This is a genomic window from Gordonia pseudamarae, assembly GCF_025273675.1.
Lineage (GTDB): Bacteria > Actinomycetota > Actinomycetes > Mycobacteriales > Mycobacteriaceae > Gordonia > Gordonia pseudamarae.
In genome coordinates this window covers 821,652-841,716 of sequence record NZ_CP045809.1, presented here as the reverse complement: position 1 = coordinate 841,716, position 20,065 = coordinate 821,652, and the positions used below count along the sequence as shown (strand labels likewise).

At 69.2% G+C, this 20,065-nt stretch carries 16 protein-coding genes; 4 read left to right on the top strand and 12 right to left on the bottom strand.

Going from position 1 to position 20,065, the window contains the following annotated elements; all coding sequences use genetic code 11:
* Nucleotides 1–3 precede the first annotated feature (3 nt).
* The 3 genes from purT to GII31_RS03595 form a co-directional block, all read right to left on the bottom strand.
* A complete protein-coding gene (gene purT, locus GII31_RS03605; RefSeq protein WP_260840293.1) occupies nt 4–2,079 on the bottom strand; it encodes a formate-dependent phosphoribosylglycinamide formyltransferase in 2,076 nt (691 codons plus the stop codon).
* An 89-nt stretch (nt 2,080–2,168) separates the two neighbouring features.
* Complete coding sequence (locus GII31_RS03600; protein WP_260840292.1) at nt 2,169–3,746, bottom strand: adenylate/guanylate cyclase domain-containing protein; 1,578 nt, start codon at nt 3,744–3,746, stop codon at nt 2,169–2,171.
* A gap of 66 nt (nt 3,747–3,812) precedes the next feature.
* The gene (locus GII31_RS03595) at nt 3,813–5,099 is read right to left on the bottom strand and encodes an adenylosuccinate synthase (protein WP_213246878.1); all 1,287 of its coding nucleotides are present in this window, start codon (nt 5,097–5,099) and stop codon (nt 3,813–3,815) included.
* Between the two features lie 106 nt (nt 5,100–5,205).
* On the opposite strand from GII31_RS03595, the gene GII31_RS03590 reads away from it, so the two are divergent.
* Complete coding sequence (locus GII31_RS03590) at nt 5,206–5,844, top strand: hypothetical protein (RefSeq protein ID WP_407649882.1); 639 nt, start codon at nt 5,206–5,208, stop codon at nt 5,842–5,844.
* Between the two features lie 25 nt (nt 5,845–5,869).
* On the opposite strand, the gene GII31_RS03585 is transcribed toward GII31_RS03590, so the two are convergent.
* The 3 genes from GII31_RS03585 to GII31_RS03575 form a co-directional block, all read right to left on the bottom strand.
* Nucleotides 5,870–6,820: a cation diffusion facilitator family transporter gene (locus GII31_RS03585; protein WP_213246876.1), complete on the bottom strand. Its 951-nt coding sequence runs from the start codon at nt 6,818–6,820 to the stop codon at nt 5,870–5,872.
* A 124-nt stretch (nt 6,821–6,944) separates the two neighbouring features.
* The gene (locus GII31_RS03580) at nt 6,945–8,072 is read right to left on the bottom strand and encodes an FUSC family protein (RefSeq protein ID WP_407649881.1); all 1,128 of its coding nucleotides are present in this window, start codon (nt 8,070–8,072) and stop codon (nt 6,945–6,947) included.
* Between the two features lie 31 nt (nt 8,073–8,103).
* Nucleotides 8,104–8,565, bottom strand: a complete 462-nt coding sequence (locus GII31_RS03575; protein ID WP_213246874.1) for a DUF3151 domain-containing protein — start codon at nt 8,563–8,565, stop codon at nt 8,104–8,106.
* A 647-nt stretch (nt 8,566–9,212) separates the two neighbouring features.
* Here GII31_RS03575 and GII31_RS03570 point away from each other — a divergent pair.
* Nucleotides 9,213–11,132, top strand: a complete 1,920-nt coding sequence (locus GII31_RS03570) for an Rv0361 family membrane protein (RefSeq protein WP_260840291.1) — start codon at nt 9,213–9,215, stop codon at nt 11,130–11,132.
* Nucleotides 11,133–11,231: 99 nt separating this feature from the next.
* Here the strand turns inward: GII31_RS03570 and fbaA are convergent, their stop codons facing one another.
* A complete protein-coding gene (fbaA, locus tag GII31_RS03565) occupies nt 11,232–12,266 on the bottom strand; it encodes a class II fructose-bisphosphate aldolase (protein WP_213246870.1) in 1,035 nt (344 codons plus the stop codon).
* 198 nt (nt 12,267–12,464) lie between these two features.
* Here fbaA and GII31_RS03560 point away from each other — a divergent pair, with 198 nt between their 5' ends.
* Nucleotides 12,465–13,184, top strand: coding sequence for a VTT domain-containing protein (locus GII31_RS03560; RefSeq protein ID WP_213246868.1), 720 nt, complete (start codon nt 12,465–12,467; stop codon nt 13,182–13,184).
* Here the strand turns inward: GII31_RS03560 and GII31_RS03555 are convergent, their stop codons facing one another.
* The 3 genes from GII31_RS03555 to GII31_RS03545 form a co-directional block, all read right to left on the bottom strand.
* Complete coding sequence (locus GII31_RS03555; RefSeq protein WP_246222245.1) at nt 13,185–13,802, bottom strand: TrmH family RNA methyltransferase; 618 nt, start codon at nt 13,800–13,802, stop codon at nt 13,185–13,187.
* A gap of 85 nt (nt 13,803–13,887) precedes the next feature.
* Nucleotides 13,888–14,433, bottom strand: coding sequence for an orotate phosphoribosyltransferase (gene pyrE, locus GII31_RS03550; protein WP_407649880.1), 546 nt, complete (start codon nt 14,431–14,433; stop codon nt 13,888–13,890).
* A 7-nt stretch (nt 14,434–14,440) separates the two neighbouring features.
* Complete coding sequence (locus GII31_RS03545) at nt 14,441–15,484, bottom strand: type III secretion system chaperone family protein (RefSeq protein ID WP_246222089.1); 1,044 nt, start codon at nt 15,482–15,484, stop codon at nt 14,441–14,443.
* Nucleotides 15,485–15,618: 134 nt separating this feature from the next.
* Between GII31_RS03545 and GII31_RS03540 the strand changes: the two genes are divergently transcribed.
* Nucleotides 15,619–16,839, top strand: coding sequence for a M20 family metallopeptidase (locus GII31_RS03540; RefSeq protein WP_213249787.1), 1,221 nt, complete (start codon nt 15,619–15,621; stop codon nt 16,837–16,839).
* Nucleotides 16,840–16,876: 37 nt separating this feature from the next.
* On the opposite strand, the gene GII31_RS03535 is transcribed toward GII31_RS03540, so the two are convergent.
* Together GII31_RS03535 and clpB are read right to left on the bottom strand one after the other, a co-directional pair.
* Nucleotides 16,877–17,266, bottom strand: coding sequence for a PPOX class F420-dependent oxidoreductase (locus GII31_RS03535; RefSeq protein ID WP_213246862.1), 390 nt, complete (start codon nt 17,264–17,266; stop codon nt 16,877–16,879).
* A gap of 84 nt (nt 17,267–17,350) precedes the next feature.
* Complete coding sequence (gene clpB / locus GII31_RS03530; protein ID WP_213246860.1) at nt 17,351–19,903, bottom strand: ATP-dependent chaperone ClpB; 2,553 nt, start codon at nt 19,901–19,903, stop codon at nt 17,351–17,353.
* Nucleotides 19,904–20,065: the final 162 nt, after the last annotated feature.

The window sequence follows — 20,065 nt, the reverse complement described above, 5'->3', positions numbered from 1 at the left end:
GGGTCAGTCGGCCGACGGTGTACGCACCACCTGTGTGCGTTCGTCGGATCCTTCCGGCTGCTTCGCAAGCCCCTGATTCGGTGCCGACTGCAGCTTGTCGGTACTGACGGCGGCCACGGGACGGGACGGGACGGGACGGCCCGCCGGCGCACCTGCGCCCTGTATGCGCGGCTGCGCGCCGGGCGGGGGGCCCGGACGACGTGGACCGGCCACCGGACCGCGGGTCCGTGGGGCGGGGGGACGACCCTGAGGTGCCGGACGCGGACCGCCGGCCTGCGGGCCACCTGACTGCGGGCCACCTGACTGCGGGCCACCTGACTGCGGGCCACCCGGTTGCGGTGGACGGGCACCCGCGGGTGCAGGACCGGGTTGCAGCGCCGCGGGGCGCGGACCGGCCTTCAGCGGCGGTACGGGGCCACCCGGCGGCTGCGGTCCGGGGCCGCCCTGCGGCGGGCGAGGCCCGGCGGGTACGGGCGGGCGCGTCCCGGGCGGTACCGCGCCACGCGGCGCCGGACCGGGCGGCCGGGCACCGGGCGACGCGGGTACCGCACGTCGCGGTGCCGGCTCCGCGGCAGGCGCGAACGGGGTGGGTTCGGTGATCCGCTCGGCCACGCGACCGGCCACCGGGGTGACCATCGCCGCCGCCGCCTTGGCGCGGCGCCGGGCGGCCTGCACGTCGTCGGCAGTCGCGGTCACCACCCCCATCCGTCTGCGCAGCGCGCTGTCGGGTTTGCCGAACAACCGGATGTCGGTCTCGGGCACCGACAGCGCCCGCGCCACGTTCTCGAAACCGATCGCGGCCTCATCCCGGCCGCCGTAGATGACCGCCGAGGCGCCCGGCGAGGCCAGGGTCACGTCGATCGGCAACCCGAGGATCGCGCGGGCGTGCATCTCGAACTCCGACAGGCGCTGGGTGGCCATCGTCACCAGGCCGGTGTCGTGCGGGCGTGGACTGACCTCGGAGAAGTAGACGTCGTCTCCCTTGACGAACAGCTCGACACCGAAGACACCTCTGCCGCCGAGCTTGTCGTCACCGAACGCGGCCGCGACACGCGCCGCGATCGAGGTGGCCGCACCGAGCGGGAACTCCGGCATCTCGTGCGGCTGCCAGCTCTCGACGTAGTCGCCGTCGACCTGACGGTGACCGATCGGGGCACAGAAGTGGGTGGTGAGCCCGCCGGTGGCCGGATCGAGGGCCCGTACCGTGAGCAGGGTGATCTCGTAGTCGAAGTCGATAAAGCCCTCGACGATCACCCGCCGTCCCGACACCCGCGCACCGGTGCTCGCGATCTCCCACGCCTTCGCGACGTCATCGACGCCGTGCAGCACGCTCTGCCCCTTGCCGGACGACGACATCACCGGTTTGACCACACACGGGAAGCCGACCTGCTCGGCGGCCACCGTCAGTTCCTCGAGCGTGTCGGCGAACAGATATGGCGAGGTGGGCAGGCCGAGTTGCTCGTCGGCCAGGCGCCGGATGCCCTCCCGGTCCATCGTGGCCACGACCGCCTTGGCGGACGGGATGACCTCGGCGACGCCGTCGGCCTCCACCTGCGCGAGCGCGCCGGTGGCGATTGCCTCGATCTCGGGGACCACATAGTGCGGCCGATGCTTGTCGATGACGGCCCGTACCGCGGCCGGGTCCATCATGTCGATGACCTCGGCATGATGGGCGACCTGCTGGCCGGGCGCGTTGGCGTAGCGGTCGACGGCGATCACCTCCACCCCGAGCCGCTGGAAGGCGATGATCACCTCCTTGCCCAGCTCACCGGCACCGAGCAGCATCACCCGGGTGGCCCCCGGCGAGAGCGGGGTGCCCAGCAGCGCGGGCGGACCGACCTGCGCACCGCCGGCGGCCCGCGGCGGGATTGAACCATAGGTCACGGTCGTGGCGGCCGCGACGGCGTCGGGAGTGCCCTGCGCGGAGTCCCGGGCCCGCGGGGCGGCGTCGGCGTTCGGCACAACGGGCACGGAACCGAGCCGCACCACCTCGGTCGCGTCCACCGCGTTCGAATCCACGGCGGGCGCCCGATCATGGCTGTAGCCGTTGCGGCCACGCTCATCGTCGTTCGGCGTCATGTCTCGATGGTACCGGTGCAGAGCCCGGCGATCGCCCCTCGATCGGCCGCTCAATCCATCGGACTACATCCCGAGCGGTACGAAAGGCATCACCGGCGGGTGCGGCCACCGATCCGCGCGCCCGCGATATCGGGCGTGTCGGCCGTTGTCCGGGGCACCGGACCAGGCACACCGCCGAACACGACGGTCGGCTCAGGCCGACCGCGCAAGGTCACCGAGTCGAGTTCCTCCCAGTTGCGCACCTCGTCGGCCCCCGATTCGGTACGCGCGGCCGCCGTGATCGCGGGCCGGGATGCCAGTGGGCGACGCGGATCACGTTTGGCCAGCTCCGACAGGCGCGCGCTCTCGTTCACCGGGTCGCCGATCACCGTGTACTCGAAACGCTCGACGGCCCCGACGTTGCCCGCGACGACCGGTCCGTACCCGACGCCGATACCCGCGGATATCTCCGGCACCGCACCGGGCAGCCGATCGGCGATCGCCCGGGCCGCGGCGAGCGCCGAACCGGCCGGGTCGCTCAGCGCGATCGGTGCGCCGAAGATCGCCAGCACCGCATCACCCTCAAACTTGTTGACCAGCCCGTCATGTCCGATGACCTCGTCGACGATCACCGCGAAGAAGTCGTTGAGCAGGCCGACCACCTCCGTGGGCGCGCGGTTGGCGGCGAGCGTCGTCGAACCGATGACGTCGACGAACAGCGCGGCGACGATGCGTTCGGTGCCGCCGAGCCGCGGGTCTCCGGCGAGCGCCGCGTCGGCCACCTCCCGGCCGACGTGCTTGCCGAACAGGTCGCGCATCCGTTCGCGTTCGCGCAGGCCGGCCACCATGTCGTTGAAGCCTGCCTGCAGGTCGCCCACCTCGGTGCCGTCGTAGACGGCCACATCGCTGTCGAGGTCGCCTGAGCGGATCCGGCCGAACGCCTTCTGCATGGAGCGGATCGGTCCGGTGATACTCATGCTGCCCAGGATCGTCAGTATCGGCCCGGTGACCAGACCCACCAGCGCGAGCACGGTCACACCGATGAAGAGTTCGATCTTGGTGGTGTCGTCGCGGAACACCCCGAACAGCACCACCAGCAGAATTCCGACCAGGGGGATCGCCGAACCGGCGATCCACGCCAGCACCCAGCGGGCCCGCAGACCCGTCCGCTTGCGGCGGCGGAAACCGTGGCTGATCAGGCCGGCCGCGACCGGCCGCAACGTGAACTCGATCAGGATGTAGCCGATACTCACCACTACCAGACCGGCCATGCCGGTGACGAAGATGATCTTCGGGATCAGCTCCGGTTCAACGATGCCGTACATGATGGTGAAACCCACCATGCCGATGAACCACAGCGTGGCCTGGATCATCGTCAGTGTCCACGGCAGCCGCTGCGTGCGCCGGGCGTCGGCGGGGGTCGGTTCCCGCTCGCGGATCGACCATTGCAGCCTGCGGACCGCGGTGACCGTGCACACCGTGATACCCACCACAAAGGCCACCCCGACGTAGATCGGCAGGGCGATGTAGTTGACCCACCACAGCTCTGTGGCCAGAACCGAGGGCGTGGGGATACCGACCAGGACCAGGGCGAGCACGATGGCGGCGCCGATCGCGTTGGCGATGACCAGAGCGCTGGTCAGCAGAGTCTGGATACGGATCCGCTGACGCAGACCGCTCTCGCTCATCGATCCGAGCAGGATCGAACCGTAATCACCGCCCGGCACTGTCGCCGCCCCCCGGTACCTACACGCTCACAGGATGTCGCGCCGCACGATCGTCTGGTCGCGCCCCGGACCGACGCCGATGCACGAGATGTGCGCGCCCGACAGCTCTTCGAGCCGCAGGATGTAGTTCTGCGCGTTCTGCGGCAGATCCTCGAACCTGCGGCACTCGGAGATGTCCTCCCACCAGCCGGGCATCGTCTCGTAGATGGGTTTGGCGTGGTGGAAGCCGGTCTGGGTCATCGGCATCTCGTCGACCCGCTCACCGTCGACCTCGTATGCCACACAGATCGGTACCCGCTCCAGACTGGAGAGCACGTCGAGTTTGGTGAGGAAGTAGTCGGTGATGCCGTTGACGCGGGTCGCGTAGCGGGCGATCACCGCGTCGAACCAGCCGCAACGGCGGGCACGGCCGGTGGTCACGCCCACCTCGCCGCCGGTCTTGGCCAGGTACTCGCCCCATTCGTCGAACAGTTCGGTGGGGAACGGTCCGGACCCGACCCGGGTGGTGTATGCCTTCAGGATGCCGAGCACCGTGGTGATCTTGTTGGGGCCGATACCCGAACCGACGGCCGCACCGCCGGCGGTGGGGTTGGACGAGGTCACATACGGGTAGGTGCCGTGGTCGACGTCGAGCAGCGTGCCCTGCGAACCCTCCAGGAGCACCGTCTCACCACGTTCGAGGGCCTGGTTGAGCAACAGCCGGGTGTCGGCGATGCGGTGCGAGAACCCTTCCGCCTGCGCGAGCACCTCATCGACGACGCGGGCCGGCTCGAGCGCCTTGCGGTTGTAGATCTTCACCAGGATCTGGTTCTTGAGCTCGAGCGCCGCCTCGACCTTCTGGCTGAGGATCTTCTCGTCGAGCACATCGGCGACCCGTACACCCCCGCGGGCGATCTTGTCCTGGTAGCACGGCCCGATGCCACGGCCGGTGGTGCCGATCTTCTTGTTGCCCAGAAAGCGTTCGGTGACCTTGTCGATGGCCACGTGGTACGGCATCAGCAGGTGGGCGTCCGCGGAGATCATCAGGCCGGTGGTGTCGACGTCACGCTCCTCGAGACCGGACAGCTCTGTGAGCAGCACACCCGGGTCGACCACCACGCCGTTGCCGATCACGTTGTTGACACCCCGGGTGAGGATGCCCGACGGGATGAGATGCAGTGCGAAGGTCTCGCCCGACGGCAGCACCACCGTGTGCCCGGCGTTGTTCCCGCCTTGGTAGCGCACCACCCACTGCAGCCTTCCGCCGAGCAGATCGGTTGCCTTGCCTTTGCCCTCGTCGCCCCACTGGGCGCCGATCAGGACGATCGCGGCCATGTTGTCCAAGCTCCTTTGTGTTCTGGTGAACAGGGAAACCCTACTACCCGGAGGCCGGGCCGCGCCGGTGGTGCTCGCACTCGGAGTACCCCGATACGCTGAGGCCGTGTCGATCGTCGTGCTAGGACAGAACAGCACCCCCCACGGGAACGCGGCCGGTAAGGCCGCTGTCCGCGCCCTGGTCTCGGGCGCGCTCGACGATCCCGCGACCACCCGGATCGTCATCCGCGGCGGACCGGACAATCCCGACGCGTTCGCGGCGGCGGTGCTCGCCCGCCTGATGATCGCCGAACGCCTCGATGTGGAGGTCGCCTACGTGGCACCCGTCGCGACCCCCGCCACCAGGCGATACGGCCTCCCGCACGGCCCGGCCGCCGACACTCTGGCGCAGTCCGGCAATGCCCGCGCGGTCCCGCTGATCCGCGACGACGCCGCGACGGTACTCCTCGGCCGGGCCCGGCAACTCGGCGAGGGCGGCGCGAAACTGCACGGCGAGAGCTACGTCGACAACGAGCGACTGTTCACCGGCGACGTCCGTGGTGTCGTCATCGAGCCGCTCCCGGAGGCGCCCGGTGTGCGGGCGCGGCTCGATCACCCCCTGCGCCGACGCTGGGAGACCGGACGTGCCGCACAGACCGGCGGCACCAACCTGGTGGTCGAACGCGAGGGCGTGCTCACCGACCGCGTGGTCAAACGCTCGACGTTTTATCGTCACCACGTCGATCTGCTGCTCGTCCTGCCCTGACGTCGGTCCCGGCCGTCGCGGCGGGCTACCAGGTCAGCTCCTCGTGGCAACGGCTGCGCTGATCGGCCGGGTCGACCTGGATCGTGGCGTGGCCCAGACCGTGCCGGGTCAGCACCGCCCGCGCGGCCTCGAGAACGGTGCCGTTGGCCGCAGAACTGGCCAGATGCACCGTTGCGACGTCCATTCCGGTGGTCAGGGTCCATACGTGCAGGTCGTGCACGTCGTCGACGCCGGGTAGTTCGGCGAGTTCGTGGCGTACGGCGTCGACGTCGATGTGCCGGGGCGCCTGCTGGCTGAGGATGCGGGCGGCGTCGACGAGCAGGCTCAGGGCGCGCGGCACCACCCACAGCGCGATGCAGACGGCCACCACGATGTCGGCGTAGCCCCAGCCGGTGGTGAGCATGACCAGACCGGCCACCAGCACTCCGACGCTGCCCACGGCGTCGGCGAGCACCTCCATGTACGCGCCGCGCACGGCGATCGACTCCTTGGAGTCGGCGCGCAACAGGAACATCACCGCGATGTTCACCGCCAGGCCGATCGCGGCGACGATGATCAGCGTGGCGCCGGGGACCTCCGGGTCGGTGCCGAGTCGTTCGATCGCCTCGTAGAGGACGTAGCCGGCCACGCCGAACAGCAGCAGCGCGTTGATCGCGGCGGTGAACACCTCGGCGCGGTGCCAGCCGAAGCTACGGGTGTCGGTGATCTTGCCGTGCCGGGCGAGCAACAGCGCGACCAGGCCCATACAGATCGCCACCACATCGGTGAGCATGTGGCCGGCGTCGGCGATCAGGGCGAGCGATCCGACGACGATGCCGGTGATCAGTTCAACGACGAAGTAGCCACCGATGAGGGCCGCCCCCAGCGCCATCGGCCAGATCCGCCGGTTGGCCGCCCCGGCGACAGACGGTCCGTGGGAATGGCCGTGCGAGTGGGAATGCCCGTGTGAGTGGGAGTGCCCGTGTGAGTGACCCATAATTCGGAATATATGCGGGTTTGCGCATACATGGCAAGGGTCCGAGGCAACGAATGTAGGGCAACCTTGGTCGATGACCCGGCCCGACCCTCCGACCTGGACAAACAGCTGAAAACGGGGGTATTCAGTCGCGTAGCGTGGCCCGCGCCGACGACCGCTGCAGCCCCGCCACCATCAACAGATCGACGATCAGCGACCGCAGTTGCGCCAGGATCGTGGTCTCGGACATGGAGCTGTCGGCGACGAGGTCGACGCGGGCCTTGCGCGCGATCGTGCGCAGGACGCGGGCGGCGTCCGCCTCATCCGGTTCGCCGCCGGGCGGGGCCAGGACCATCGCCCGCAGGATCTCGTAGGCGCCGCTCAGATCGTCGATGATCTCGATGATCTCCGGCCGCAGCACCTCCCCGCCCTGCGTCATCGCCAGCGCCCGCCGGGCCACCACCCGGAAGTTGCGGACCGAATTGTCGATCGGGTCGGCGGTCGCGGCGATCCGTTGCAACCGCTGCCGCGAACTCCAGTACAGCGGCGAGATGGCACTGATCTCACGACCACCGGCCATGTCCGCGCGCATGGTGTTGATCTCGCCCTGTGTGCCGCGCGCCCGGGCCAGCACGTCGGAGACCACCTCGGCATCCCCGGCCCGCAGCCCCGACGCCAGATCGGCGGCCGCGTCCCGGATCGTGGCCAGCACCCCGGCGGCGTCGCGTCGACTGCGAGCGGCCGGATTCATCGGCAGCAACGCCACCACCAGAATCCCGACCACACCGCCGATCAGCGCGTCGATCGCCCGTTCGATGCCCGCCGCACCGCCCGGCGGCAGCAGGGTGGCCACCAGCGCCGCCGACGAGGCGGCCTGCATCGGCAGCAGCGGGCCGTCGTCGAGGAACACGGCGATCGACATCGCGATCGCCACCACGACCATGATCTGCCAGGTCCCGGACCCGATCCAGGAGATCACCAGGTCACCGGCGAGGATGCCGATGGTGACGCCCGCGACCAACTCCACCGCCCGTCGCCAGCGTTTGGCCAGGGACAACCCCAGCGAGACCACCGCGGCGATCGGCGCGAAGAACGGCTGTGCGTGGTCGAGCGCCACCGAGGCGATCCACCAGGCCAGGCCCGCGGCGACCGCGCACTGGGTGATAGGTACCGACGACAACCACAGGCGCCGCAGTCGCCGCGACACCGGGGTGGGGAGCGCGTCCACGCGCCTGCGGATCCGGCCGTGCAACGCGGCACGCCTGCCCGTCACCGTGCCCGCCCCGAACTCCCCGATCGCGGCGCTACAGGCCGAGTTCGGTGACGGCGCTGGGATCGCTGTCGGTCAGCAGGTCGAGACACCGCTGGTACTCATTCTCTTCGCCGATCGCGGATGCTGCCCGGGCCAGGGCGCCGACGCACCGCAGGAATCCCTGGTTCTGTTCGTGCGACCACGGCACCGGTCCGAAACCTTTCCAGCCGTGCCTGCGCAGCTGATCGAGGCCCCGGTGGTAGCCGGTGCGGGCGTAGCCGTAGGCCTCGATGACCTTGGCGACGTCGGCGGCGGCAACGGCCCGCGGCGTTCCGGAGGCGATGCCCGCCTGCTCCAGCGCCCTCTCGGCGAGATAGGCCCAGGCGATCGACGCGGTGGGGTACGTCGAGGCCACCGCTGCCGGGTCGGCACCGTTGAGTAGGTCGGACTCGGCGTCGTCGTCTCCGGTCAGCAGCGTCGGCGGCGGGCCCAGCAAATCTCCAAACGAGGTCATTCACCCATTCAAGCAGGTCTCACGCGGCGGTTGGGGGCGAGCGAAGCGACGGGGGTGCGTCGTCGTCCCGGCGCTGCTACGCCATCCACCGCAACCATCCCGGCAGTGTTCGATAGTCTGGGGACGATCGTGCGGCGGTGCGTGGCAGCACCCGCGCCGTGACCACCCGACTGTTCATACGGTCCTGAACCCTACGGGGGTGAATTCCAGATATGCCCGGCCCCGACCGAGACAGGCGCACAGCGGCTGACACGCGCAAAGAAGTCATCGACAAGGCGATCTCGGCATGGCAGAAGCGCCGCAACCGGGGAGCGACCGGCCCCGCATGGGCGCCGCGCAGGCCCCAGGCCGGGCGGCTGCGGAGCCCGGTGAGCCCGGACACCGCGCCGACGCCGGACGCGGCCCAGGCGCCGGGGACAGCGACGGGCGCCGGCATATCCGGGGCCCCGCCGAGCGGTGACAGCTCGGCGGTGCCACACTCCTTGTCATCCCGGACCACACTTGATGGTCCGGACACCCGGCCGCCGGCCGTCCCCGCCGAGCGAGACCCGACAGACCAAGACCCGACAGCAGACCAGGCCCCAGCCGGGACCTCGGACCCCGCAGACACCACCCTTCCCGACATACAGCCGGGTTCCGGAGAGAACGTGACACGAACCGACGAGCCGACCGACTCAGACTCGGACAACGCTCCATCCACGCCCGCCCGCAAGCCGTCCGGCGGTATCGGCATCAACTCGGCGACCGTGGTTATCAGTAAGGACAACCTGCCCGATTTCAGTGACCTGCCGCCGCTGGAGGACACCGAACTCGATGACGGCGGTGCGGACGCCCCCGAGCCGGCGGGCGCCACCGATTCCGGTACCGCGAAACCGGCCGGGGCGATCAAGCGGGCCAAGCCCCGCGGTGGCGGGTCCATCGACGGTCCGACTGTCGCGATCTCCTCGGACGCGCTCGCCGAGATCGCCGCCGCGACGGCCGCCGAGGCCGAGGCCGCCGGTGACGTTCCACTGGACACCCCGTCGGACACCGGACCGGAGACCCCGGGCGATGAGACGGCCGACGAGACCGAGGTCGCCACGTCCGCGGCAGATGCGGACAGCGAGGCCGGGCCGGACGACAGCGCCGGGCCGGACAACGACGCGGAGCCGGACACGGGATCGAAGACGGCGGCGGTGGCCGCGGGCGCGGTGATCGCCGGGGCGGTGGGCACGGCGGCGGTCGCCGCCCGTGGCTCGGACGAGACCGACACCGCCACGGACTCCACGGACGACACCGACTCTCCAGACGCATCCGAACGGGCCGCGAAGCAGGGCAGCTCCGAAACTGTCGATGACGCCGAGGTTTCGGCCGCACCAGATTCCGGGGACGGCCCGACGGAATCGGGCACCGGCGAGTCGGCCGAATCGGATGCGGACGCCCAGGTCGTCGGCGACCCCGAAACCCCCGATCCCGAGACCCCCGATCCCGAGACCCCCGATCCCGAGACCCCCGACGGCGAATCCGCCGCCGAGGAAACGCCGGAGGTCGCCGACTCCGCCGATGACGCCGAACTCGCTCCCGTCGAGACCGCCGGCACCGAGGCGGATGCCGCGGAAGACGTTCCGGAAGAACCTGATACGGCCGAGGAGGTCGTCGCCGCCGCACCGGACACCGCGGTGGATGGCCCCGTCGTGGATACTCCCGCCGGGGATGCCCCGGCAGCGGACGCCACCCCGGCCTGGCAAGCCGACACCGGGGAGGCCGGTACCGCCGAGGAAGTCGCGGCGTCGGAGGAGCCGACGAAGAAATTCGCCACCCTCACCGCGCCGGGCAGGGACACGGGCCGGGACCAGACACCCCGCACGGACACGAAACCCTTCGGCGAATCGACGACCGCCGAGCTGAATGAGCTCGACAAGCCGGCCGCTCCCGGGATGGTCGCGTCGGAGGCACCTACGGACAGGACGCCCAGGCTGCCCACCGATTCCCCGGCCGCCAAGGCGCCGGTGGAGAAGCTACCCCGCCCGTCGGGGGCCCGCCCGATCGCGGGCGCCCCTGCCGCACCCCCGACGGCCAAGGAAAAGACCGACGGCTGGTCGACGACTCGGCACCGGCCGCAACCGGTCGGTGCCACCGACACCGCCAAGTCCGGTGGCCGCAAGAAGTGGTGGCTGGTGGCTGCCGTGGTGGCGGTGCTGGCCATCGTCGGTGTGGTCGCGGCGCTGCTGAACACGAACAAGTCGACACCCGAGGTCGATCGGGCCGCCGAGGCCGCGCGGACATACGGCAACGCCGTCTACACCGGCGACCTGGACACGCTGCGATCGATCACCTGCGGCGTCAAGCGCGAGGAATTCACGCAGTGGGACGGCAAGGAGCAGCAATACCAGGAGCTCTATGAGCAGCAGAAGGCCGCCAACCAGCTGGTCAGGGTCAACCGGGTCACCGCGGCGATGATCAACGACGACGGCACCGCCAACGTGCAGGTCGAGGCCGTCAACACCAGCAGGCCGACCGAAACCGAGGAAGCGATCATCGTGTTGCGCAAGGTCGAGGGCGACTGGAAGGTCTGCAACGCCCCGTAGCCGGGTATCGCACGGACAACAGCGGGGCCGGACGGAGATTCTCCGTCCGGCCCCGCTGCGTTCACGGGCGGTTCGGGTTCGGGACGAACCCGGCGGCGATCAGGCGCTGATCGACTTGCCGACCGACTTGAGGTCGGCGCAGGCCTCGACGACCCGCTCGCTCATTGCGGCCTCGGCCAGCTTGGACCAGCTGCGCGGGTCGTAGACCTTCTTGTTGCCCACGTCGCCGTCGACCTTCAGCACGCCGTCGTAGTTGCTGAACATGTGGCCCGCGACCGGACGCGAGTAGGCGTACTGGGTGTCGGTGTCGACGTTCATCTTGACGACGCCGTAACTGAGGGATTCCTCGATCTCGCTCTTGAGCGAACCCGATCCACCGTGGAAGACGAAGTCGAACGGCTTGGAGCCTTCGGTGAGGCCGAGCTTCTTGGTGGCCACCTCCTGGCCGGTGTTGAGCACGTCGGGGCGCAGCTTGACGTTGCCGGGCTTGTACACGCCGTGCACATTGCCGAAGGTGGCGGCCAGCAGGTAGCGGCCCTTCTCACCGACGCCGAGCGCGTCGACGGTCTTCTCGAAGTCCTCGGGGGTGGTGAACAGCTTGTCGTCGATCGCGGCCTCGACGCCGTCCTCTTCGCCGCCGACGACGCCGATCTCGATTTCCAGGATGATCTTGGCGGCCGCCGACAGGCTCAGCAGATCCTGCGCGATCTCCAGGTTCTCGTCGATCGGCACGGCGCTGCCGTCCCACATGTGCGACTGGAACAGCGGGTTCCGGCCGGCGTCGACACGTTCCTGCGAGATGGCGAGCAGCGGCCGGACGTAGGTGTCGAGCTTGTCCTTGGGGCAGTGGTCGGTGTGCAGGCCGATGGTGATGTCGTATTTGGCGGCGACCACGTGCGCGAACTCGGCGAGCGCGACCGCACCGGTGACCATGTCCTTGACGCCGAGGCCGGAACCGAACTCGGCGCCGCCGGTGGAGAACTGGATGATGCCGTCGCTGCCGGCGTCGGCGAATCCCTTGATGGCGGCGTTGATGGTGGACGAGGAGGTGCAGTTGATCGCCGGGAACGCGTAGCCACCCTCCTTCGCCTTGGTGATCATTTCGGCATATTGCTCGGGAGTGGCAATGGGCATGTGACGTCCTCCAACCGGTAGGTGACCCACGTCGATATCGAGTGGCTTGCTCAGCGTCAAGTATGGCAAGTAACGCGCTGGCACGCGCGGGCGCGTCCCGGGTCACGGCGCGGATGAGCCACGTTACCGACGCGGCCGAGGTCACATTCGTCGCCGCGTTTGCCGAACTCTCAGGCTGCGCAGGTAGCGTTGAATCCCGTGATCGAGACCGCTCTGGCAACAACGACGACCGACCTGGCCCTGCTGCCCGGTTTCCTCGACCCCGTCAACCTGCTGAATTCGTTCGGCGGGTGGATGTTGGCCGGCTTGCTGCTGGTGGTGTTCATCGAATCGGGTCTGCTGTTTCCGCTTCTCCCGGGCGATTCCCTGCTGTTCACCGCCGGTCTGGTGGTGGCGGCCAAGTCTGACGACATCGCGCCGTTCGCGCCGCTGTGGGTGCTGCTGGTGACCATCCCCATCGCCGCGGTCCTCGGCGATCAGGTGGGTTACTGGATCGGCGCCAAACTGGGCTATTCGCTGTTCACACCCGATGCGAAGGTGCTCAAGGAACGCTATATCAACGAGGCGCACGAGTTCTTCGAGAAGCATGGCCCGATCACCATCTTCCTCGCGCGTTTCGTTCCCATCGTGCGTACCTATGCCCCGCTGGTCGCGGGCGCCGCCAAGATGCGCTATTCGACGTTCCTGGTCTACAACGTGATCGGCGGCATCGTGTGGGGCGCGGGTGTCACGCTGCTCGGGTACTTCCTCGGTCAGATCGACTTCATCCGCGAACATGTCGACCTGATCTTCCTGCTGATCGTGTTCGTGTCCGTGGTGCCGATCATCACCGAGATCGGCAAACGCGTGTTGCGTTCACGCAAGGGCATCATCGAGGAGCCCGTGCTGCCCCCGGAGACCGCGGAACGCGCCGAGTAGTCACCACGCGGTGTCGAGGTCTGCGTGCTGCCGGATCCACGCGTGCATCGCGATCCCGGCGGCCACCCCGGCGTTGATGCTGCGGGTCGACCCGAACTGGGCGATCGAGACGGTCAGATCGGCCCGACGCCGGGCGGTGTCACTGACCCCCGGGCCTTCCTGACCGAACAGCAGGACACATTCGCGCGGCAGCCGTGCGGTCTCGATCGGGACCGATCCGGGGGTGTTGTCGACGGCGACCACGGTCAGGTGTTCGGTGTCGGCCCACGCCATGAGGTCCTCGACGCTGTCGTGGTGGTGCAGATGCTGGTAGCGGTCGGTGACCATCGCACCGCGCCGGTTCCAGCGGCGTCGGCCGATGATGTGTACGGCTGCGGCGGCGAAGGCGTTGGCGGTACGTACGACGGTCCCTATGTTGGCGTCGTGTGCGAAGTTCTCGATGGCCACGTGGAACGGATGCCGGCGGGCGTCGATGTCGGCGACTATCGCCTCCCGGGTCCAGTACCGGTACGCGTCGACGACGTTGCGGGTGTCACCGGCGGCGAGCAGTTCCGGATCGTAGTGCGGTCCGTCCGGCCGGGGCCCCTGCCACGGCCCCACCCCGACAGGCTCCCCCACCTGCCACTCGGTCGGTCCGGCCTCCGGGGCGGGGCCGTCCCGGTGTTCGGGCCGGGCGTCCGGTCCGGCCGATCCGGGAAGCCCGTCAGCCAAGACCGAGGTCGCCGAGCCCGAGCAGCGAGCGGTACGGGACTCCGAGTTCGCCGATGACGGCGTCGGCACCGGTGGCCCGGTCGACGACCGTAGCCACGCCCACGACGACGGCACCCACCTCGCGGGCGGCGCGCACTGCCTCGGACGGCGACGCGCCGGTGGTGGAGGTGTCCTCGACGATGAGGACGCGCCGACCCCCGATGTCGGGACCTTCGATTCGGCGCTGCATTCCGTGCGCCTTGGCGGCCTTGCGCACCACGAAGGCGTCGATGGGCCGCCCGGCGGCGTGCATGATCGAGGTGGCGACGGGGTCGGCGCCGAGGGTGAGCCCGCCGACGCTGTCGTAGTCCCAGTCCGCGGTGAGCTCGCGCATCAGAGTACCGATCAGCGGTGACGCCTCGTGGTGAAGGGTGGCCCGCCGCAGGTCGACGTAGTAGTCGGCCTCTTTGCCGGACGACAGGGTCACCTTTCCGTGGACGACGGCCAGTTCGGTGACGAGCCGGGCCAGGCGCTCACGGTTGGCGGCATCAAGGGTCACTGGTGAGCTACTCACTTTCGTGTCGGCGGCGACCGGGTCGCGGCATGGGTGCGGGTGCCGGGATCTGGTCACCGACGGATTCGTTGCCCGCGATGGGCTGTGGCCGGGGGCCGGTGCGCGCACCGGTCTGCGGCCGCACCGGGGGCGCGCCGTGCGCGGGTGGGGTGCTGCCCACCGACGTACCCGGCCGGGCGGGGGGCTGGCGACGGCGGCCCGGTTGCTGGGCGGTGTTTCCGGCGGCTCCGAGCAGCGGTGCCGCGCTGGTGCCGGGGCCGGTGGTGGACCGGCCGGCGGCCCGATCGGCCTCTCTGCCCGGCTCGCTCCTGGCTGCCTCGGTCCTGGCACGGCGGTCGCCGTCGCGCAGCAGGTCCGTCTTCTTGTCGGCCAATTCGGCCCGGGCGGGACCGTGTGGGTCGCGGGGATCGGGTGCGTCCTGCGGGCCCTGCAGTGGCGGCAGCACGCGCAACAGGTCGGCGAACCGCCGCACCACTTCGAGCGCGGTGTCGAGTTCCTCGACGTCGTCGGTGAGCGGCAGTGAGCCGAGCGCCCAGTTTCCCTCGTTCCACAGCACCTCGACATAGGTGGGGGCGGTATTGGCAAGGGCGACCATGCGCCGGTCACACACTCGGCGCGCCACATCGAGGTTGTTGGAGAACATCACGCGCTGCCCCATCGCACCGAGCAACTCGACATCGTCCTCGGCGGGTGCCAGCACGTCCTCGTGCCGCAGGTCGACGACGACCCGTGACGGGAAAGATCGGCGGATCGCGATGACGGTGGCGGTGTCGACGAGATCGAAGACCACCGCCTCGGCATCGTCGTACTCGCCGTAGGCCACGTCGGACACCTCGACGTGGCCGGGGACGTTCATCCCGGCGCGGGTGAACACCTTGCGGAGTTTGCTGTCGGACTCGCGGAACTTGAATCCGTGCTGCTCACCCCAGGAGGCACGCTGGTGGTGGGACATGTCGGATCGCCGGCGGTCGAGGTACAGCAGTACGGCCGCACCTGCCAGCGCCAGTACGCCGAGCACTAGATAGATGATGGTCATCAGGGCCCACATTACTATCGGCCACCTGCCGAGGTAGCGATTGCCGCCGCACAACGCACACGGCGGGGCGCGCGGGCAGCCGACCGCCTCCGCGGGCGGCCGATCGGTGAGAGGATGACGGCGTGATTCCCGAGGTGTCCGGCGCAGCCCTGACCGATGCGCAGCGACGGATCTGCGACGACATCGACGCCGCTCTGATCGAACGGCTCACGTGTCTTCTGGTGGAGACACCGAGCGAGAATCCGGGCGGTTCGGAGGCCGCGGCCGCCGAGGTGCTCGCCGGGGCCGCCGCCGGCCTCGGGCTATCGGTCGACACCGACGAAGCCGCTCCGGGCAGACCCAACGTCCGGGCCACGTGGTCACCGGCCACCGCGACCGGACCGGGCCTGATGTTTCTCGGCCACTCGGATGTGGTGCCCGCGGGTCCCCACTGGACGGGCGACCCGTACCGGGTTCGTCGCGTGCTCGACGACGGCGGGCGCACGCTGCTGGTGGGCCGCGGCACCACCGACATGAAGGGTGGCCTGGCGGCCGTACTGGCGGCGATGGACGTGTTGCGCCGCCACGACGCGCCGTTGTCGGGTCCGGTGCGACTGGTGTGCACCGTCGACGAGGAGGAGCACGGCCTCGGGGTGCGCCGTTTCGTCACTCGCCCCGCCGACCACGAGTTCGTGGGTTGCGTGGTGGCCGAACCCACCGATCTGACGATCGTGCGCGGCTGTCGCGGGGCGTCGTACATCGACATCGAGGTCACCGGCCGGGCCGCGCACAGCGGACGGCCCGCCGACGGCCGCAGCGCCATCGACGCCGCCGCCCGCATCGTCGGGCTGTTGTCCGACGATCAGGCCCGCCTGTCCCGCGACCGGGACGATCTGCTCGGCTTCGGCACCTGGAACGTGGGCACCATTCAGGGTGGGCAGGGCATCTCGGTGGTGGCGCCGATGTGTTCGCTCGGTGTCGACCGCAGGCTGATGCCGCACGAGTCCGCCGAGCAGATCGCCGAGGCGGTCCGGCGTGGCATCTCGGCGGCCGGCATCGACTCCGACGGCATCGGCGTCGAGGTTCGCGTCACCATGGAGATGCCCGGATTCGTCACGGACGCGGGCCATCCCCTCATCGACGCGGCGTGCTCGGCGATCGCCACCCAGGGCAGGAAACCGTCGGTCGGGGGCTGGACCGCCGCGTGCGACGGCGGTTTCGTCTCCCGCGATCTGGGCATCCCGGCGGTGGTGCTCGGGCCCGGAAACATCAACACCCAGGCGCACCAGCCCGACGAGTCGGTGGCCGTGGACGATCTGCTCACCGCCGCCCGGGTGTACACCCTGATGGCGTTGCGGCTGCTCGGCGCACATTAGCGCGGCGGGCACACGCGGATTTCGCGCGGGGTGGATATCAGGCGGGTTCGTCGACGCTGATCGTCAGAGCGATGGTGCCGCTCTTGCCGCGCCGCAGGGTGCTGCCGAACATCGCGATCCGGCCGACGATCCCGTACTTGGCGGCAATCAGCCCGCGCACTCGTTCGGTGCCCACGGCGTCGAGAATCTCGGCCCGCGCCGGCACCGGCTCACCGGTGAGTTCTTTGCCCCGGGCGTCACAGGCCTGCACGATCACCTCCGGATTGCGCCGGATCCGCTTGACCTTCCACGAATCGGTGACCGTCCACATCACCAGCCGGTCACCGTCGAGTGCCGCCCACAGCGGCGTCACCACCGGTGTCCCGTCCTTGCGAAACGTGGTCAGCGCAACATATTTGGCGGTGGCAACCGCACCGAATCCGGCCATTCCCCCACCTTACGCGACCTCCGGACACGATGACGGTGCCCGCAACGACCGTCGTCGTCACGGGCACCGTCATCGATCGGCGGGTCAGCCCAGAACCAGCCCGTCTCCGTCCGCGGAGACGTTCACCGGCACCACATCCCCGTCCCGCACATCTCCGGCCAGCAACAGTTTGGCGAGTTGGTCGCCGATGGCCTGCTGCACCAGCCGGCGCAGTGGCCGGGCGCCGTAGAGCGGGTCGAAGCCGCGTTCGGCCAGCCACTGCCTGGCCTTGGCCGACACCTCCAGCCGCAGCCTGCGCTGGGCCAGCCGCTTGCCGAGCTGCCCGAGCTGGATGTCGACGATGGACACCAGCTCGTCGGGGCTCAGCGCGTCGAAGACGACCACGTCGTCGAGCCGGTTGATGAACTCCGGCTTGAACGCCGCCCGCACCGCCGCCATCACGTGATCGTGGTCGCCGCCCGAACCGAGGTTGGAGGTGAGGATCAGGATGGTGTTGCGGAAGTCGACGGTACGGCCCTGCCCGTCGGTGAGCCGGCCTTCGTCGAGCACCTGCAGCAACACGTCGAATACGTCCGGGTGCGCCTTCTCCACCTCGTCGAACAGGACGACGGTGTAGGGGCGACGGCGGACCGCCTCGGTGAGCTGACCGCCCGACTCGTACCCGACGTACCCGGGAGGTGCACCGACAAGCCTTGCGACGCTGTGCTTCTCACCGTATTCACTCATGTCGATACGCACCATGGCGCGTTCGTCGTCGAACAGGAACTCCGCGAGCGCCTTGGCGAGTTCGGTCTTGCCGACGCCCGTGGGGCCGAGGAACAGGAACGAGCCGAGCGGCCGGTTGGGGTCGGCCACCCCGGCGCGGGCGCGGCGAACCGCGTCGGACACCGCCGTGACGGCCGCCTTCTGGCCGATGACCCGCGCACCGAGTTCGTCCTCCATGCGCAGCAGTTTCGCGCTCTCACCCTCCAGCATGCGCCCGGCGGGCACACCGGTCCACGACGACACCACCTCGGCGACGTCGTCGGGGCCCACCTCCTCCTGCAGCATCACATCCTGACCCGGTGCGGCACCGGTCTTTTCGACCGCGGCCTCGAGTTGCTTCTCCAGGCCGGGGATCTTGCCGTACCGGAGTTCGGCGGCCTTGCCCAGGTCTCCGTCACGTTCGGCCCGATCAGCCTGTCCGCGAAGACGATCGAGCTCCTCGCGCAGATCGCGCACCGAGTCGATGGCAGTCTTCTCGCCCTGCCAGCGCGCCGACAACTCGTTCAGTTTCTCCTTCTGGTCGGCCAGTTCCTGGCGCAGCTTGTCCAGCCGTTCCTTCGACGCCGCGTCGGTTTCCTTCTGCAGCGCAAGCTCTTCCACCTCCAGGCGGCGGACGATCCGCTCCACCTCGTCGATTTCGACGGGGCGCGAGTCGATTTCCATCCGCAGCCGCGAGGCGGCCTCGTCGACGAGGTCGATGGCCTTGTCGGGCAGGAAGCGCGAGGTGATGTACCTGTCGGACAGTGTCGCGGCGGCGACCAGCGCGGAGTCGGTGATGCGCACGCCGTGGTGCACCTCGTACTTCTCCTTGAGGCCGCGCAGGATGCCGATGGCATCCTCGACCGACGGTTCGCCCACGTACACCTGCTGAAAGCGCCGTTCGAGGGCGGCGTCCTTCTCGATGTACTTGCGGTACTCCTCCAGGGTCGTCGCACCGACCAGGCGCAGTTCACCACGGGCGAGCATCGGTTTGATCATGTTGCCCGCGTCCATCGCCGAGTCGCCGGTGGCCCCGGCGCCGACGATGGTGTGCAGTTCGTCGATGAACGTGATGACCTGTCCGGCAGAGCCTTTGATCTCATCGAGCACCGCCTTGAGGCGTTCCTCGAACTCGCCGCGATACTTGGCACCGGCGACCATCGAACCGAGGTCGAGGGAGATGACGGTCTTACCCCGCAACGATTCGGGTACGTCACCGGCGACGACGCGCTGGGCGAGCCCTTCGACGATGGCGGTCTTGCCGACGCCGGGTTCACCGATGAGCACCGGGTTGTTCTTGGTGCGCCGGCTCAGCACCTGCACGACGCGGCGGATCTCCGAGTCGCGGCCGATGACCGGGTCGAGTTTGCCCTCGCGAGCGGCGGCGGTGAGGTCGGTGGAGTACTTCTCCAGCGCCTGATAGGTCGACTCGGGGTCCTCGGAGGTCACTCGTGCCGTACCGCGTACCGAAACGAACGCGTCCCGCAGCGCCTGCGGTGTCGCACCCTGGTTGTGCAGGAGTTTGGCGACATCGGAGTCACCGGTCGCCAAACCGACCACGAGGTGTTCGGTGGATACATAGTCGTCGTCGAGCTCGCCCGCGAGCTGCTGGGCGGCGCCGATCGCCGCGATCGACTCGCGGGACAATTGCGGGGACGCACTGGCGCTGGCAACGGTGGGCGCACGGTCGATGATCGCCTGGGCCAATGTCCGAACGGTCGACGGATCCACCCCGACAGCCTTGAGCAGCGGCGCGGCGATACCGTCGGACTGATCGAGCAGGGCCACCAGGATATGAGCGGGACGCACGTCCGAGTTGCCGGCAGCGGTCGCGGCGTGCACGGCAGCACTCAGTGCCTGCTGTGTCTTGGTCGTGGGAGTGAAGCTGTCCACTTCGCATACCTTTCTCTTTAGTCCAACAGACTCAAGTATGAGCCTACGGAGTCGACAACGCCAACAGAGTTGAGTGTATTCCGCTCAAGTCAGGACCAAGTCCCCAACCCTCGACAAACCTCGTCATTGAAGAATGACTATCTAAACTTAGATAAGATGCGG